Origin of the sequence: Streptomyces sp. SA15 (genome assembly GCF_002291145.1) — a bacterium.
Taxonomy (GTDB): Bacteria; Actinomycetota; Actinomycetes; order Streptomycetales; family Streptomycetaceae; genus Streptomyces.
This window is the reverse complement of sequence record NZ_NTGE01000211.1, coordinates 83,503-100,505: the sequence shown is the minus strand read 5'-3', so window position 1 is coordinate 100,505 and position 17,003 is coordinate 83,503. Positions and strand designations below refer to the sequence as shown.

The following is a 17,003-nucleotide window of genomic DNA, read 5'->3' as shown; positions in this document are numbered from 1 at the left end:
GTCACTCGCCCGGAACTCGCCCGGACCTGGGATGACTCTCCGAAGTGCGGGAACTCGGGCCGTCCGGAAGGTGAGGTCCTGATCCGAGGAGAGTCGAGAAGACCATGGCTGAGCAGAGGGTTGAGGAGAGGGCCGAACAGAGGGCCGAACAAAGGATCCCGCGGCCGCTGCGGGCGGCGACCTCGGTGCTGAGCAAGGTGCCCGGCGCCGGGCTGGTGGGCCGGGCGGCCGAGGGCACGCTGGACAGGATCGGAGCGGTGTCGCCGCGCGGGCGGCGGATCGCGGTGTACACGGGCGCCGGGGTACTCGGCGTCGCGGGCGTCGTGGAGTGGCCGGTCGCGATCACGGGGGCGGCGGTGGCGTGGCTCACCCAGCCGCGGGGGAAGAACGCGGAGGAACAGAGCGGCGAGGCCACCGGCGATACCGCGTGGAGTGGTGGATCCGGGGGCGCATCCGGGGGCGCCGAGGGCGAGTCGCCCACGCCGCGCGTGATGCCGTCGCACCTCCCGTCCTCCGTCAGGTCGTCCGCAGGGACCTCCGGCAGGTCGTCCGCGGAGGAGGCGAAGGACGTGCAGGAGGCGGAGGAGACGCGGGATACGGCGTCACCACCTGTCACGCCCTCCGACAAGTTGCCCACGCACGCCCATACGAACGGCTGAGGGCGAATGATGAGCAGTGGACTTCTCACCCTTCCGTCGGCGGCGGCCGCAGGGGTCGTCCTGGCCGGCCCGCGCCTGCTCGCCCGCGGCACGGTACCCGCGGTGGGCGTGGCGGCCGGAGCGGCGGCGGGCACGGCCAGGGCCGGTGTCCGGACCGCGGACTTCGCGCTGCGTCTGGCCCGAGTGGCCCGTACGGCCCTCCCGGGTGCCCCCCACGACTGGCGCTCCGGCACTCGAGCCCACCTGGCCCTGCGGGAGGCCACAGCGGCGGAACCGCGCCCACCTCGCGAGCCGACCGCCATGGAACCCCCGCCCTCCGAACCCTCCGAACCCACACCCTCCGAATCCACCGCCCTCGAGCAAGCGGTCCCCCCGTCCCGTCGTACCGAACACCTCGCCCGGCGCGTCGCCGAAGCCCTCGCCGAGCACCCCGACGTGGCGTTCGCGTACTGGGACCGGGGGCTGGCCCGGCTGGTCGTGGTGGCCACCGAGGAGGCGGTCGGCGACCGGGTGATCGAGCGGGCCGCCGCGCTCGCCGAGCGGCATGGGCTCGTGCCGGACGAGGACAGCGTGGAGGAACTCGACCACCCCGGCGATCCGGCCTCCGTGCGGGCCGCCGCCACCACACTCGGCGCCGACGCGGTGGGGATCGTGGCGGCGCTGACCGGGTCCTTGCTACGGCTGCCGCCCTCGCCCCGCCTGGTGACCGCCGGCGTGACCCTGCTGCGCGAGAACCCCCGCTTCCGCTCCTGGCTGCGCGGACGGCTCGGCAACTCCCGTATGGACATGGCCCTCGCCATCGCCAACGCCGCCGCCCACGGCGCCGGCCACACCCCCACCTCGCTCCTCCTCGACGGAGCCCTGCGCACCTGCCAGCTCGCGGAGGCGTTGGTCCGTACGGCCACCTTCGAGACCGTGCACGACCAGCTGTGCGCGCCCGGCCGGGACAGCGTGCCCGCGGATCCCGCCGTACGCCCGCCGCTGCGGACCTCCCCGGCTCAGGAGTACGCCGCCCACGCCTCGGCCGGCAGCGTGCTGGGCGCCGCCGCCACCCTGCTCGTCAAGCACGACGTCCACGAGGCGGCCGAGGCGGTCCTCGCCGGCTCGCCGAAGGCCGCGCGCTACGGTCCCGCCGCCTTCCACGCCGTACTGAGCGGCGCACTGTCCCGGACCGGCGTCCTGGTGCGCGACCCGGACCGGCTGCGGCAACTGGAGATGGCCGGCACGGTCGTCCTTCATCCCAGCGCGCTCAGGACACCCGGCGCGGGCGCCGACCCGTGGACCGAGGCCGTACTGGACGCGGCCCGGCGCGCCGGACTGCGGGTAGTCGTCGTCGACGATCCCGCGCTCGCCGACTTCACCGGCCTCGCCGACCAAGTCGTCGGCACCGACCGGCCGTTGAGCCGAGTCGTGGACGAACTGCGCGACGAGGGAGGTGTCATCACCGTCGCCCGTCCCCGGCCGTACGACGACGCGGACGTCACCACCGGGCTCCTGCGCGGTGACGTGGCCGTCGCCCTCACCGACGGAGACGGCCAGGTGGTGTGGGGCGCCGACGTCCTCGCGTCGCACGGCCTGTCCGACGTCTGGCGGCTGCTGACCGCCGTACCGGTGGCCCGTGCCGTCGGCCACCGCTCCCAGACCCTGGCCCGGTCCGGCGCCGCGCTGTCCGGGCTCCTCGTGGCCGTCGGAGAGTCCCGCCGGGGCCGCCCCACGCCCCTGCCCGGTCTGCGGCACGCGCCCGTCGACGCGAGCGCGGCGGCCGCTCTGTTCAGCGGTGTGCGCGCCGCCCTCGGTGTGGCACTGGCCCGCGCCCCGCACCCCCGGCCCCGGGTGGCCTGGCACGCGCTGGACCCGGAGGACGTACGCGACCGGCTGGAGCACCAGGCGCCCCCGGAGACGACCCTCCTCGAGCGGGCGACCGACCGGGTGCACAAGGCCGCGGACACCGTCGTACGGCTGCCCGCGCTGGCCCCGGCGCGATCGTCGCTGCAACTCGGCCGGGCCGTACGGGGCGAACTGCACGATCCGCTCACCCCGGTGCTGGCGGTCGGTTCGGCCGCGTCGGCGATCCTCGGCTCCGTCGTGGACGCCCTGCTGGTCCTCGGTGCCCTCGACCTCAACGCCCTCGTCGGCGGCATCCAGCGGATGCGGGCCGAGCGCGCGCTGTCCGGGCTGTTCGCGCAGCAGAAGCAGAAGGCGCGGGTCGCGGACTCCCCCGAGAAAGCCCATGTCGTCGACGCCGCCAAGCTGAGCCCCGGCGACGTCATCGACCTCAAGGCCGACGACGTCGTGCCCGCCGACGCCCGCCTGCTGTGGGAGGACGGCCTGGAAGTGGACGAGTCCGCGCTGACCGGCGAGTCGCTGCCGGTGGACAAGGACATGGACGCGACTCCGCGGGCCCCCGTCGCCGAGCGGCACTGCATGGTCTTCGAGGGCACGACCGTGGTGGCCGGACGCGCCCAGGCCGTCGTCACGGACACCGGCGACCGTACCGAGGCCGCCCGGGCCGCCCACCTCGCCGCCCGCGTCCCGCCGGCCGCCGGAGTGCAGGCCCGACTTCAGGAACTCACCCGCGAGGAACTGCCGTTGACCCTGGCGGGCGGCGCCGTGGTGACCGGCCTTTCGCTGCTGCGCGGCACGCCCATCCGGCAGGCGGTGAGCGGCGGAGTGGCGGTCGCGGTGGCGGCCGTACCGGAGGGGCTGCCGCTGGTGGCGACGGTGGCGCAGCTGGCCGCCGCCCGCCGGCTCAGCAGCCGCGGTCTGCTCGTACGCACCCCGCGCACGCTGGAGGCGCTGGGCCGCATGGACACCATCTGCTTCGACAAGACCGGCACCCTCACCGAGAACCGGCTGCGCCTGGTGCGCGTGGCCGACGCCGACGGCACCGTCCACACCCTCGACAGGCCCGACGCGGACGGCCCGCTGCGGGTCGCCGCCCGCGCCTGCCCCCGCCTGAACGGCGACGGCGACTCCGCGCGCCCGGCCCACGCCACCGACGAGGCCGTCCTGGACGCCGCCGGACCCGACCCGGAGTGGACCCAGACCGAGGGCCTGCCCTTCGAGGCCGCCCGCGGCTACGCCGCCGCCGTCGGCCGGGCCGGGGACGGCTCACCGGTCCTGGTCGTCAAGGGCGCCCCGGAGACCGTCCTGCCGGCCTGCGCCGGCCTCCCGGCCCACATCTCCGACGCCGCGCAGTCGCTGGCCCGGGACGGACTCCGAGTCCTGGCCGTGGCCAGGCGCCCGCTGAAGGAGGACGACGAGGCGACGGACGTACTCGAAGAGTCGTTGCACGACCTGGAGTTCACCGGGCTCCTGGCCCTGGCCGACGTGCCCCGCGAGACGTCCCCCGCCCTGGTGCGGGGGCTGCGCGAGGCGGGCGTACGGCCGGTCGTGCTGACCGGCGACCATCCGCAGACCGCCCGTGCCATCGCCGCGGACCTCGGCTGGCCGGACGACGCCGGCGTGGTCACCGGCGACGAACTCGCCGCCGCCGACCGGTCGGCCCGCGCCCGGATGCTGCGGGACGCCGACGTCGTGGCCCGGGTCGCGCCCGAGCAGAAACTCCAGGTCGTCGAGGCCCTCAGGGACGCCGACCGGGTGGTCGGCATGGTCGGCGACGGCGCCAACGACGCCGCCGCCATCCGCGCCGCCGACATCGGCGTCGGCATCAGCGCCCGCGGCTCGGCAGCCGCCCGCAACGCCGCCGACCTCGTCGTCACCCGCGACGACCTGTCGGTGCTCATCGAGGCGGTCCACGAAGGCCGCGCCCTGTGGCACAGCGTCGCCGACGCCATCGCCATCCTGATCGGCGGCAACGCGGGCGAGGTGGGCTTCGGCATCGTCGGCACCCTGCTGTCGGGCTCCGCGCCGCTGTCCACCCGGCAGATGCTGCTGGTGAACCTGTTCACGGACCTGTTCCCGGCGATGGCGGTGGCGGTGACACCGGAACAGCAGGAGGAGGCCGCCGACACAGGGCCCGACGAGCCTCTTGGTACGTCCGTCCTGGGCGCCCCCCTGATCCGCCAGATCCGGCACCGCGCCCTGACCACCTGCCTCGGCGCGACCGCCGCCTGGCTGTTCGGCCGCTTCACCCCCGGCACGGCCCGCCGCTCGACGACCATGGCCCTGTGCGCGGTGGTCGGCACCCAGCTCGCCCAGACCCTGGCCGACCGCCGCGACAGCCCCCTGGTGCGCCTCACGTCCCTGGGCTCGGCGGCCGCGCTGGTCGCCCTGGTGGAGACACCGGGCGCGAGCCAGCTGTTCGGCTGCACACCGCTGGGTCCGGTCGCCTGGGCGGGGGTGGCGGCGGCGATCACGCTGGCGCTGGCGGGGCAGCGGGCGTTGCCGTATGTGGAGGAGGCCGTGCTCAAACGGTGGCCGAGCTTGGCCGCTTGATTCTGCCGACTGTTCTTTTCCCATCCCCATGTCACAGAAGTCCGGGGCTGTCTCGTCTCCGTGATGAGAGGCAGTTCCGGAATCGAATCAGTGAGGTGAGGGTTGTGCGGGTGTTCGTGGCAGGCGGAACCGGGGCCATCGGGAGGCGGCTGGTGCCGCAGCTCGTGGCCAGAGGCCACCAGGTGACGGCTACGACGAGGAGCGCGGCCAAGACGGGCCTGCTGAAACAGCTGGGCGCGGAGGCCGTCGTGATGGACGGGCTGGACGCCATGTCGGTCGGTGAGGCGGTGGCCGCGGCCCGGCCGGACGCGATCGTGCATGAGATGACCGCGATCTCCGGCAAGGCCGACATGCGGCACCCCGACCGGACTTTCGCCACCACCAACCGGCTGCGCATCGAGGGTACGGACCACCTGCTGGCCGCCGCCCAGGCGACCGGCGTACCCCACGTCGTCGTGCAGAGCTTCGCGCAGAGCTACGGGCCCGGCGCAGGGCTGCTGACCGAGGAGGACCCGATCGACCCGGGCACGGGGACCATGGCGCGCAGGCTCTCGGCGGGTGTCCTGCACATCCAGGACGTGGTGCCCAAGGCCGGCGGCACGGTCCTGCGATACGGCGGGTTCTACGGGCCGGGCGCCAGTGACGATGTGGTCGAGTTCGTGCGCAAGCGGAAGTTCCCCCTCGTCGGGGACGGCACCGGCTGGAACTCGTGGGTGCACCTCGACGACGCGGCGAGCGCCACCGTACTGGTCCTGGAGAAACAGGCGAGGGGCGTGTTCAACATCGTCGACGACGAGCCCGCCCAGGTCCGCGACTGGCTGCCGTATCTGGCCGAGTGCGCGGGGGCGAAGCGGCCGATGCGGGTTCCCAGATGGCTGGCCAGGCTGCTGGCCGGGGAGTTCGCGGTGACCCTGATGACGGAGGGCCGCGGCTTCTCCAACGCCAAGGCCAAGCGCGAGCTCGGCTGGGAGCTGCGTTATCCCTCGTGGCGCCAGGGCTTCAAGGAGGAGCTTGCGTGACCCGCACCGAGGACTTCGAGGAGCTACGGCCGCTGCTGTTCTCGATCGCCTACCGGATCCTCGGCAGCGTGGGCGAGGCGGAGGACGCGGTCCAGGAGACCTGGCTGCGCTACACGGCCTCCGCGACACAACCCACGTCGACCAAGGCGTTCCTCTCGGCCGTGGTCACCCGGATCTCGATCGACGTGCTGCGGTCGGCCCGCGTGCGGCGGGAGGAGTACGTCGGGCAGTGGCTCCCCGAGCCACTGCTGACCGACCCCTACGAGGACCCGGAGCGCTCGGCGGAGCTCGCCGACTCGTTGTCGATGGCGGCCCTGTTGCTGCTCGAGCGCCTCAGCCCGCTCGAGCGGGCGGTCTTCGTGCTGCGGGAGGTGTTCGGGTTCGGCTTCCCCGAGGTCGCGTCGGCGGTGGGCAGGTCGGAGGCGGCGTGCCGCCAGCTCGCGGTGCGGGCGCGGCGCCACATGGACGCGGGGCGCCCTCGGTTCGAGGCGGACCGCCGGGAGCGGGAGGAACTGGCGGCGCGCTTCTTCGACGCGCTCCGGGAGGGCGACGTCGAGGGCCTGCGGGAACTGCTCGCCGCCGACGTCCAGCTGGTCGGGGACGGCGGCGGCAAGGTCCCGCAGCTGGCCAGGGACATCATCGGCGCCGAGAAGGTGGCCCGGTTGCTTGCCTCGGTCTTCCCCTCGGTCGTCCGGATCGGGGTGGAGTTCGAGCCACGCGAGGTGAACGGCCAGCCGGGCGCGATCCTCCGTGACCGGGACGGCAAGGTGATCAACACCTTCACGCTCGACGTACTCGACGGGCGGATCCAGATGATCCGCTCGGTGAGCAACCCCGACAAGCTGGCCCACGTGGGTCCGGTGGCGGACGCCTGGGCACTCACCCGCGAGGTGAAGGAGGCTCGCCGGCCACGGACGACTGACCGGAGGGGCTGACTTCGCTCCAGACCACAGCTATGGCGGTCACACGCGGACGCCCGCGGCGTCCCGCACCTCCACCGACTCCAGTCGCTCGGCCGTCCGCTCCGCCGTCCGCCGGGCCCAGCGCCCGCTCGTCAGGACGCCCAGGACGAGCACCGCGACACCGCACCCGACGAGGATCCACCACCCCGGCGCGGCGGCGGAAACGAAGACGTCCCGGTACGACGACGCCCCCAACCCCGCCGCCAGCACCGCCCCGATCACCGCGACGCCGAGGGTCTGCCCCAGCTGCCGGCTGGTGGAGGCGACGGCCGCGGCCACCCCGGCCTGGCTGCGCGGCATCCCGGAGACCGCCGTGTTGGTGATCGGCGCGTTGACGAATCCGAAGCCGACGCCGAACAGGACGTACCCGATGAACAGCGTGACGTTCGACGTCTCGGCCTCGAAGGCGGCGAAGAGCACGGCGCTCGCGGTCATCGCGACGCCCGCGACCAGCAGCGGCACGCGCGGTCCGAGGGTGCCGACCAGGCGGCCGGACAACGGCGCGCACAGGAACGTCGGGACGGCCATCGGCAGCATCCACAGCCCCGCGTGCAGGGCGTCGAGCCCCCGTACGTTCTGCAGGTACAGCGTCGACAGGAACAGGAAGCCACCCAGCGCCGCGAAAGAGCTCACCGCGATCACCGTGGCCCCACTGAACGGCGCCGAGCGGAAGAACCGCAGGTCGATGAGGGGGTCGGCACGCCGAGGCTCGTACCGGAGCAGGCCGGCCAGCGCGGCCAGGGCGAGCAGGGCGAACGGCAGCACCGCGACGACGCCCGAGTTCGGCGCCTCGATGATCGCGTACGTCAGTGAGCCGAACAGCGCGATCACCAGGACCTGCCCGACCGGGTCGGGGCGCCGAGCCTCGGGCGCACGGGACTCGGGAACGTACCGCAGGGTGAGCACGAGCGCGGCCAGCCCCACCGGCAGGTTGATCCAGAAGATCGACCGCCAGCCGACCGACTCCACGAGCAGCCCGCCGACCAGCGGCCCGGCCGCCATCGAGATGCCGACCACCGCACCCCACGCCCCGATCGCCCGGGCCCGCTCGCGGGGGTCGGTGAAGGTGTTGGTGATGATCGACATGGCGACCGGGTTGAGCATCGAACCGCCCACCGCCTGCACCATCCGGAAGGCGACCAGCGCATCCAGGTTCGGGGCGACGGAGCACAGCGCCGAGCCGATCGTGAAGACGATCAGGCCGGCCATGAAGACGCGCTTGCGGCCGATCCGGTCGGCCGTGGATCCGGCGAGCATCAGCAGGGAGGCCAGTACGAGCGTGTACGCGTCGATCGTCCACTGCAGGCCGGACGTACTCGCGTGTAATTCGCGCTGCATGGACGGCAGGGCCACGTTGAGGACGGTGTTGTCCAGGCTCACGATCAGCAGGCTCATACAGCAGATCGCGAGCACCAGCATGCGTCGGCGTTGGCTGAGCTCGGGCATGCGCTCCATCGTACGCCGATTTCGATAGTGCGTCTAACTAATGAATTTTGCCAGGTCATCGCGCGGCACAATGGAGGAATGTCCACGCCCCTGCAGATCGGTCCGCACCCCGTCCAGCCGCCCGTCGTCCTGGCCCCCATGGCCGGGATCACCAACGCGCCCTTCCGCACCCTGTGCCGAGGGTTCAGCGGTGGCAAGGGCCTGTTCGTGAGCGAGATGATCACGACCCGGGCGCTGGTCGAGCGCAACGAGAAGACCATGCAGCTCATCCACTTCGACGCGACCGAGAAGCCGCGTTCGATCCAGCTGTACGGCGTCGACCCGGCGACCGTCGGCAAGGCCGTCCGCATGATCGCGGAGGAGGACCTGGCCGACCACATCGACCTGAACTTCGGCTGCCCGGTCCCGAAGGTGACGCGGAAGGGCGGCGGCTCGGCGCTGCCGTACAAGCGGAACCTGCTGCGGGCGATCCTGCGGGAGGCGGTCAGCGGGGCCGGGGACCTGCCTGTGACCATGAAGATGCGCAAGGGCATCGACGACGACCACATCACGTACCTGGACGCCGGGCGGATCGCCGTCGAGGAGGGCGTGACCGCCATCGCCCTGCACGGCCGTACCGCCGCCCAGCACTACGGCGGCACGGCCGACTGGGACGCCATCGCCCGGCTGAAGGAGCACGTGCCGGAGATTCCCGTGCTCGGCAACGGGGACATCTGGTCGGCTCAGGACGCGCTGCGGATGGTGCGGGAGACCGGGTGCGACGGGGTGGTCGTCGGGCGCGGGTGCCTGGGGCGGCCGTGGCTGTTCGCGGATCTGGTGGCGGCGTTCGAAGGGCGCCACCAGGACTTCCGTGAGCCGTCGCTGCGGGAGGTCGCCGACGTCATGGTCCGCCACGCCGGCCTGCTCGGCGAGTGGATCGGCGACGAGGCGCGCGGGGTCATCGACTTCCGCAAGCACGTGGCCTGGTACCTGAAGGGCTTCGCGGTCGGCAGCGAGATGCGCAAGCGGCTCGCCATCACCTCCTCACTGGAGGAACTCCGCGGCGGGCTGGACGAGTTGGACCTCGACCAGCCCTGGCCCGCCGGCGCCGACGGGCCCCGCGGCCGTACGTCCGGCAACAACCGGGTGGTGCTGCCGGACGGCTGGCTGAAGGACCCTTACGACTGTGTGGGCGTGAGCGAGGACGCGGAGCTGGACACGTCCGGGGGCTGAATCCGTAAAAAGGGTCAGTCAGTCCTTGGACGGATGGGGCGTCGAGCCGTACGCCGTCAGGAATCGGTCGCGGAACGAACTCATCTTCCACACCGGGGCGTCGGTGGCGGGCTTGATGCCGTCCGTCCAGTTCCAGTCCGCGACCTTGTCGAGGACCTTCGGGTCCTTGGCGACGATCGAGACGGGCACGTCACGGCTGGCGTTGTTGCCGCTGACCCGGGTGATGGGCTGGTGGTCGCCGAGGAAGACGAGGACGGTGTCGTCGGTGCCGTAGCGCTCCATCCACTGGGTGAGGCTGGTGACGGAGTAACTGATGGACTTGCCGTACTCCTGCTTGGAGAGATCTGAGTCGGTGAGGACGTCCGAGGAGTTGAGGCCGGCCTTCGCGATGGGCCCGAAGATCGAGCCGTCGCCGAGCTCGTCCCAGCCGACCATCTTCGGGATCGGCGCCCAGGGCTGATGACTGGACGTCAGGATGACCTCAGCCATCAGCGGCTTGTCGCGCTTCTTGCCGTGCACCTGGCGCTGGAAGGCCTCCAGCGCGTACTGGTCCGGCATGGTCGACCAGCTGAACTTCGGCCCCCGGTAGCCCAGGTCGAAGGCGTCGTAGAGCTTGTCGAGGCCGTACCACTTCTGCTCCGGCCAGCCCTTCTGCACGCCCGGCATGACGCCGACCGTGTCCCAGGCGCCGGTCTTCTGGAAGACCTTGGTGAGGGTGAGGTGGTCGCCGGCGGTCACCGTGCGGTAGCGCTGCTGGTTGTCGATCCACAGGCCGGACATGGTGGTGGAGTGGCCGAGCCAGCTGCTGCCGCCGAACGTCGCCGACGTCAGCCAGCCGCTCTTGGCGTGGAAACCGGCCTTCTCCAGGGCCTTGTTGCTGACGTCGAGGGTCTGGTTGACGCCGGGAGCGATGTCCGGGTCCTCGATCGCGCTGCGGCCGTAGCTCTCGATGAAGGTGAACAGCACGTCCTTGCCGCGCAGGTCGGGGACGAGCTGGGCGGCCGGGGTGTTGCCGAAGGTGTCGGCCTTGGCCTCCCTCGCGAAGGCGGCCTCGTCCCGGAGGGTGTCCTGCACCCGCCGGGCCTGGGACTCCAGCGCGCCGGCGGCGCGGTTGGAGGCGATCGGCATGCCGTTGTACTGGAGACCGAGGGTGGAGCAGGTGATCCAGACGGTGCCGGCGATCAGGGTGGCGCGGGTGGAGACCTGGGTGTCGCGAACGAGCAGGTTGCTGAGCCGGACGGTCGCGAGAGCCATGACGACGAGCAGCAGGACGATGAGGAGGCCCGCGCCGATGGTGGCGCCGACGGCCATCGCCCGGCCCATGGAATCCTCGACATACGCTTGGGCGTCGTCCAACAACCCCCAGTCGAGGACGAGATTGAAGCCCCGGCCGAGATACTCGGTAAACCCCATGTCGAGCACATTCACCACGGTCAACGCCCCGAGCACCACCCCGAACAACGCCGCCACCCCCAACCGCACCCGCCGCGGCAACGCGATCAACAGGGCAGCCCCCACGATCGCCTCCGCCGGCAACCGCGTGAACCGGTTGGTCTGCAGCGCGACAAGGGTGTTGGGCAGCAACAACGCCCCGAAGACGAGGAGGACGGCCAGGGCGGTGGTGGTCCAGTAGAGGGTGCGGGCGGCCATGGGGTAACGGGTCCGCCAGGCGCGCCAGTGGGCGAGGCGGGATCTGGGGGTGGGGTGGGAGGGGGTGTTGTCTTCGGCGGTTTCGGCGGTTTCGGCTGGTTGAGCGGCTGCGGGTGGTTGGGCCTCAGCCTCCCCGGCGGGCGCCCCCGGCTCGGTTCCCTCGTCAGGCACCGCCCCTTCGGGCCTCTCCTCCGATACGGCTTCCGTCGGCACCTCTGTTTGCTCCTCGGTTGGCGTCATGACAGACGTAGTGTCGTCGGTCGTGTCCGTCGGCCGATGGAAGCGCGTGAAGACAGGCACCCGAAGGTCCTTCCGTACGAAGCCCGGTGGAGCGGCGGATCCGATGTGAGGGGATCGGATCCGCCATAGTCCCGTACGGTTCGCCTCCGTCCGGTGTTCAGCCCTTTTGCCCACTCCTCGGCAAACACCCGGCAAACGCCTCGCCAATCATCCCGCTGATCACCCCGCTGATCACCCGGCTACGCACCCCCGACCGCCGTCAGCAGCGCCAAGGGCGCCGACGCCGAACGGGACTCCCGTACGCACGCGTGCGGATACGGCACCGGCTCCGCGTGGCTGTCCCGGCCGTACCCCGCGAGGACCTCCGGCAGCCGATGGCCGGTCGCCGTCGCCGCGTCGACCAGGGCGTGCGCGACCGAGCGGGCCTCGTCGTGCAGGCCGTAACGGGCCAGTCCCAGCGTGATCAGCGCGTTGTCGTGCGGCCACACCGAACCGCGGTGGTACGAGAGGGGGTGGTACGCCGGTTGCCCGGCCGCCAGCGTACGGACGCCCCACCCGGAGAAGAAGTCCGGTTCCAGCAACCGCCGGCCGACCAGCTCGCCGTACTCCTTGTCCAGCAGCCCCGACCACAGCAGATGCCCGGCGTCGGAGGCCAGCGCGTCCACCTGGCGGCCCTCCCCGTCCAGCGCGAGCGCGGGGAAGGAGTGCTCCGGCATCCAGAAGTCCCGCTGGAAGCGGTCGCGCAGATCGCCGGCCGCCTGTTCCAGCAGGGCCGCGTACTTCTGGTCGTCCCACGCCGTACGCGCCAACCACGCCGTGCGGCGCAGCGCGTCGTACGCGTACCCCTGCGCCCCCGCCGCCATCACCGGCCCGGTCGGCCGCGTGCCGTCGGCCGAGCAGATGGCGCCGGGGGAGTCCTTCCAGTTCTGGTTGGCCAGGCCGCCCTGGTCGGCGCGGTAGACCAGATAGCCGCGCGAGGTCAGCCCGCCGTGGTCCAGCATCCAGCCGATCGCCGCGCGGGCGTGGGACTCCAGGCGCCGGGCCATCGCCACATCGCCGGTCTGCTCCACGTACGCGCCGAGCAGGACGAGGAAGAGTGGGGTGGCGTCGACCGAGCCGTAATACCGCCCGTACGGCACCTGCCCGAAGTGCGCCAGCTCCCCGTGCCGTACCTCGTGCACGATCTTGCCCGGCTGGGCGACCGAGTCGACGCCGGTCTCCGTCGCCTGCGTCGCGGCGAGCGCGGGGAGCGTGGCGGCGGCCAGGCGCGGCCGGTAGGGGAGCGCGAACAGCGAGGTGAGCAGGGCGTCCCGGCCCAGCAGGGTCAGGAACCACGGCGCCCCGGCGGCGGGTACCCGCAGCTCCTCGCCGTCAGGCCCGGTCGCCGGCACCTGGAGCGAGGCCAGGTCGGCGAGGCCGCGCGCACAGGCCGCGGCCAGCTCCGGCCAGCCGGTCGGGAAGGCCACGCCCTCCACGTACTCGCCCTCCAGGGAGAGGAGTTGTTCGTTCACGGCGGCGGGGGAGCGCGGCACCCGCAGGGCCCGCTTGTCGCCGTGCGGCCGCGCCATGACCCGCAAGGTCAGCTCCGCCGTCCCGTGCGGCTCCAGATCCAGCGCCCAGACGAGCCGGCGCGCACCGGTACCGGTCTCCTCGACGCCGTCCGGAGCGGGGTCGGCCTTCACGGTCGTACAAGAGCGCCACTCGCCGCGCTGGTAGGTGAACTCCACACCGTCGTCGAGGACGTGGCGGGAGCGCGTGGCTCCTATCTTCGCGTACGTGCGGTGGTCGGAGCGCAGTTCGAACTGGTCGGTGAAGTCGGCGTCGGCGGTGACCGCGAGGCGGACCGTGGTCGGCACCGGACGGTTGCTGGTCACGCGCAGCGACTCCACGAACGAGCCGTCGCCGACAGCCTGTTCACGGAAGAGGGTGTACGCGGGCGGCTCGCTGCGTCCGCCGCGCGGCACGAGTACACAGCGCGCGGTGTCCCCGTCGGCGACCGGCGACAGCTCCTCCGGCACGGCACCGTCGACGGTGAGCTGCCACCGGCTCAGGTGCCGGGCGTCACGTACGAACAACCCGTCCGGGGAGCTGCCGCCCCGTACGCCGCTGATGTCCCCGCTGTCGCCCACGGCGGCGAACGTCCCGCCGTACACGAGCAGATGATGCCGGTCCGTCATCCCCGGTCCCCTCCCTTGATCGCCGAGACGTTCGTGATTTCCGTGACTTGGGTTACTTGGGTTGCTTGGGTTGCTTCGGTTACTTCGGTGGCTGATGTGTCGCTGTGCAGCAGGTCGAGCGTCAGCGCGGCGGTCCAGCTGAAGTCGGCCGCACCGCAGGCCTCGCCGGTGTACGGGTCGACGTACTCCGCGAATCCGGACGAGTCGGCGACGGTGAGCACCGCCTCCCGCAGCGCGTCGGCGCGTTCCCGCTCGCCTTGCACCCTGAGTCCCCGTTCCAGCAGCCAGCTCGTGTTGAACCAGGCCGGCCCCCGCCAGTAGCGGTGCGGGTCGAAGGCCTCGCCGAGGAGGTCGTACGACGGCACGAGGCGGGTCGTGGTCCCCAGCCCGAAGTGCGGGCCGCTCACCGTACGGACGAGCGCGGCGGCGACCTCGCGCGGGAGGCCGGGCAGCAGGAGCGGCACGAGACCCGAGACGCTGCGCTCGGGAATCAACTCCCCACGCGGCCCGCCGGCCTGCGCCCCGGCCGGCTCCCCGCCCCGCACGTCCCGGCAGAAGAACATCCCCTCCGCCGGATCCCACAACCGCTCGATCAGCGCCGCCGTCAGCCGCTCCGCGCGCGCCTGCCGGGCCGTGCCGCTCGCGCCCAACTCCTCGGCGATCCGGGCCAGCGCGAGCTCGGACGCGATGAGCAGCGCATTGAAGGCGGGGTCCTCCACAGCGAACTCGCCCGATCCATCGGCGTATCCACCGTCCCGGTAGTCCGTCGCCAGCCGCACATACCGCCCGTAGTCCAGATCCGTCGGCCGGTCCTCCGCCGCCCCGTGGTCGAGGTCGGCGCGCCGGAAGGAGCGGGCAGGGGCGGGCGTGATCCGGCTCAGCGGGGCGTCCCAGCAGGGGCTGTTGTCCATACCCTGTTCCCAGGGATGCACGACGGACGCCAGACCGCCCCCGCCCAGGTCCCGCCGGTGCAGCAGATACCGGTGCCAGGCCGCCAGCCGCGGATACACCCGGGCGAGGAAGCCACGCGCCCGCGACAGCCCGGGATCGGCGCGGTGCACCAGCCAGGCCGCCAGCGCGTGCACGGGTGGCTGCACGATCCCGGAGGTCTGTACGGTGCGCGGGGCGCCCGCAGCGCGCCCCGCGGTCGAGGAGCGCCAGAAGTCGGGGCTCGGGAAGTACGCGTCGAGCGGGACGGAGGGGTTGAAGACGATGTGCGGGATCCGCCCGTCGCCCCACTGGGCGTCCAGCAGCGTCTCCAGCTCCGTCTGTGCCCGTAACGGCGACAGGTGGCGCAGGCCGATCGCGATGAACGCCGAGTCCCAGGACCACTGGTGCGGATACAGGCCGCGCGAGGGGACCGTGGAGGCGCCCCTCCAGTTGCCCTCCAGCACCTGCGCCGCCCGTACGTGCAGCGAATGTTTCGGCGCGGCTGGATCGTATGCGATGCCCGCGGAGCCCGTTACCTCACCATGGCCGGAAAAGGGTGGTGAGGAAATGGTGCTTACGGGATCCAAGTGCCCACTGTTGCGGGCGGTGAGCTGCGTTGCGCGATCCACTCAGGGCTCCCCGAAGACGTACGGCGGACCAGTTCGGCAGTGGCTACCGTAGGGTTACGTCTATTTAACACGCAAAACTCAATATGTAATGCAGGCTTGAGAAACACAAGGGGGTGCGCATGACGGGACGAGGCCAGGCTCGGGGTCAGGCTCGGGCCGGTGATCTGCTGGAACTGGTGCGCAGTGGCCGCGCCACGACCCGTGGCGCCCTGCAACAGGTCACCGGACTGTCCCGCGCCACCGTCGGCCAGCGCCTCGACCGCCTCTTCCGCGCCGGCTGGCTGCGCGAGGGCGCCGGCGGCCCGGTCGACTCGCCCCTCGGCGGCCGCCCCTCCATCACCCTCGAGTTCGACGACTCCCACGCCGTCGTCCTCGCCGCCGACCTCGACACCCGGCACGCCCGCGCGGCCGTCCTGTCGCTCAGCGGCGAGATCCTGGCCGAGCACGGCGGCACGCTGGTGATCGAGGACGGCCCCGACGCCGTACTCGGCGAACTCGGCCGCTGGTTCGCCGAACTCCTGGAGAAGGCGGGCCACCGCGCGGACGAGGCCTGCGGCATCGGCCTCGCCGTGCCCGGCCCCGTCGACAACGACACCGGCCGGGTCGTCCAGCCGCCGATCATGCCGGGCTGGGACGGCTACGACATACGGGGCCGCCTGGCCAGGGCCTTCAGCGAGCACACGGGCGCGGGCGCGGTGCCGGTCCTCGTCGACAACGACGCCAACCTGATGGCGTACGGCGAACAGCGCACGGCGTATCCCGACTGCTCGGCGTTCGTGCTGGTCAAGGTGTCGACGGGCATCGGCGCGGGAGTCGTGGTCGACGGCTCGATCTACCGGGGCATCGACGGCGGCGCCGGCGACCTCGGCCACATCCGGGTCCCGGAGGGCGCCGAGGCGCTGTGCCGATGCGGTTCCTACGGCTGTCTGGCCGCCGTCGCGAGCGGGGGTGCCGTGGCCCGGCGGCTGGCGGAGACCGGGGTGCCGGCGGCGTCCGGATCGGATGTGCGGGACCTGCTCGCGTCCGGGCATCCGGGGGCGGCGGCGCTGGCGCGGGAGGCCGGGCGGCTGGTCGGGGACGTCCTGGCGACGGTCGTCACCCTGCTGAACCCCGGCGTGCTGATGATCGCGGGGGATTTGGCCGGAACCCCCTTCCTGACGGGCGTACGGGAGCTGCTGTACCAGCGGGCGCTGCCGCGTTCCACCGCTCATCTGGACGTCGTCACCTCGCGGCTCGGGGACCGGGCGGGGCTGGTGGGGGCCGGGGCGTTGGTCGTTGAGTACCTGTATGCGCCGGAGCGGGTGGAGGAGCGGTTGCTGGCGCTGGGGGTGTGAGGCCTTCCGCGTCGTGTTGTGTCGTCCTGTGTCGTCGGTGTTTCTGTTCCGGCCGGCCGTCCGCATGGTGAAATCCCGGCGCCTGTGGCAGCGTGATTCTCGCCACCCTTGATAGGGGTTGCGCTCAGATGAGCGGATCTTGAGCGACTGCACTTCTCCAAAGGGTGGCACTGAGTGCCATGCTTTGATCGTTCATCGAGCGAAATCAGACGTGCCGAGAGCCGCTCATGTGAGCGAAATTCGGCATCTACGGGAGTTGATTCGTTCAAGAAGTGAAAACATAAGCGGTTGATTGCTTGCCGAGCCTTGACTTTCGATCCGCTGGCGGACGAGTGGTTACAGGCGTA

The 17,003-nt window shown here is 72.1% G+C and carries 10 protein-coding genes; 6 read left to right on the top strand and 4 right to left on the bottom strand.

Annotated features, from left to right (window positions below):
- Positions 1-104: 104 nt before the first annotated feature.
- From CLM62_RS52515 to CLM62_RS45225, 4 genes are all read left to right on the top strand, one after another.
- A complete protein-coding gene (locus tag CLM62_RS52515; RefSeq protein WP_257004470.1) occupies positions 105-659 on the top strand; it encodes a hypothetical protein in 555 nt (184 codons plus the stop codon).
- A 9-nt stretch (positions 660-668) separates the two neighbouring features.
- Complete coding sequence (locus CLM62_RS45235; protein WP_095755795.1) at positions 669-5,057, top strand: cation-translocating P-type ATPase; 4,389 nt, start codon at positions 669-671, stop codon at positions 5,055-5,057.
- 95 nt (positions 5,058-5,152) lie between these two features.
- On the top strand, positions 5,153-6,076 hold the full coding sequence (locus tag CLM62_RS45230) for an NAD(P)-dependent oxidoreductase (protein ID WP_095755724.1): 924 nt from the start codon (positions 5,153-5,155) through the stop codon (positions 6,074-6,076).
- Positions 6,073-7,011, top strand: coding sequence for an RNA polymerase sigma-70 factor (locus CLM62_RS45225; protein WP_095755723.1), 939 nt, complete (start codon positions 6,073-6,075; stop codon positions 7,009-7,011). The genes CLM62_RS45230 and CLM62_RS45225 overlap by 4 nt, the downstream gene beginning before the upstream one ends.
- A 27-nt stretch (positions 7,012-7,038) precedes the next feature.
- Here the strand turns inward: CLM62_RS45225 and CLM62_RS45220 are convergent, their stop codons facing one another.
- A complete protein-coding gene (locus CLM62_RS45220; RefSeq protein ID WP_095755722.1) occupies positions 7,039-8,484 on the bottom strand; it encodes an MFS transporter in 1,446 nt (481 codons plus the stop codon).
- A 78-nt stretch (positions 8,485-8,562) separates the two neighbouring features.
- Between CLM62_RS45220 and dusB the strand changes: the two genes are divergently transcribed.
- Complete coding sequence (gene dusB / locus CLM62_RS45215; protein WP_095755721.1) at positions 8,563-9,696, top strand: tRNA dihydrouridine synthase DusB; 1,134 nt, start codon at positions 8,563-8,565, stop codon at positions 9,694-9,696.
- A gap of 18 nt (positions 9,697-9,714) precedes the next feature.
- Here dusB and CLM62_RS45210 read toward each other — a convergent pair whose 3' ends face one another.
- The 3 genes from CLM62_RS45210 to CLM62_RS45200 form a co-directional block, all read right to left on the bottom strand.
- Positions 9,715-11,586, bottom strand: a complete 1,872-nt coding sequence (locus CLM62_RS45210; RefSeq protein WP_257004468.1) for a CDP-alcohol phosphatidyltransferase — start codon at positions 11,584-11,586, stop codon at positions 9,715-9,717.
- Between the two features lie 239 nt (positions 11,587-11,825).
- On the bottom strand, positions 11,826-13,763 hold the full coding sequence (locus CLM62_RS45205) for a glycogen debranching N-terminal domain-containing protein (protein ID WP_095755719.1): 1,938 nt from the start codon (positions 13,761-13,763) through the stop codon (positions 11,826-11,828).
- Entirely contained in the window at positions 13,760-15,322 is a 1,563-nt protein-coding gene (locus CLM62_RS45200; protein ID WP_373559246.1) for a hypothetical protein, read from the bottom strand. Before CLM62_RS45200 ends, CLM62_RS45205 begins: the two co-directional genes overlap by 4 nt.
- A 119-nt stretch (positions 15,323-15,441) precedes the next feature.
- On the opposite strand from CLM62_RS45200, the gene CLM62_RS45195 reads away from it, so the two are divergent.
- Entirely contained in the window at positions 15,442-16,656 is a 1,215-nt protein-coding gene (locus CLM62_RS45195; RefSeq protein ID WP_095755718.1) for an ROK family protein, read from the top strand.
- The last annotated feature ends 347 nt before the right edge of the window (positions 16,657-17,003 follow it).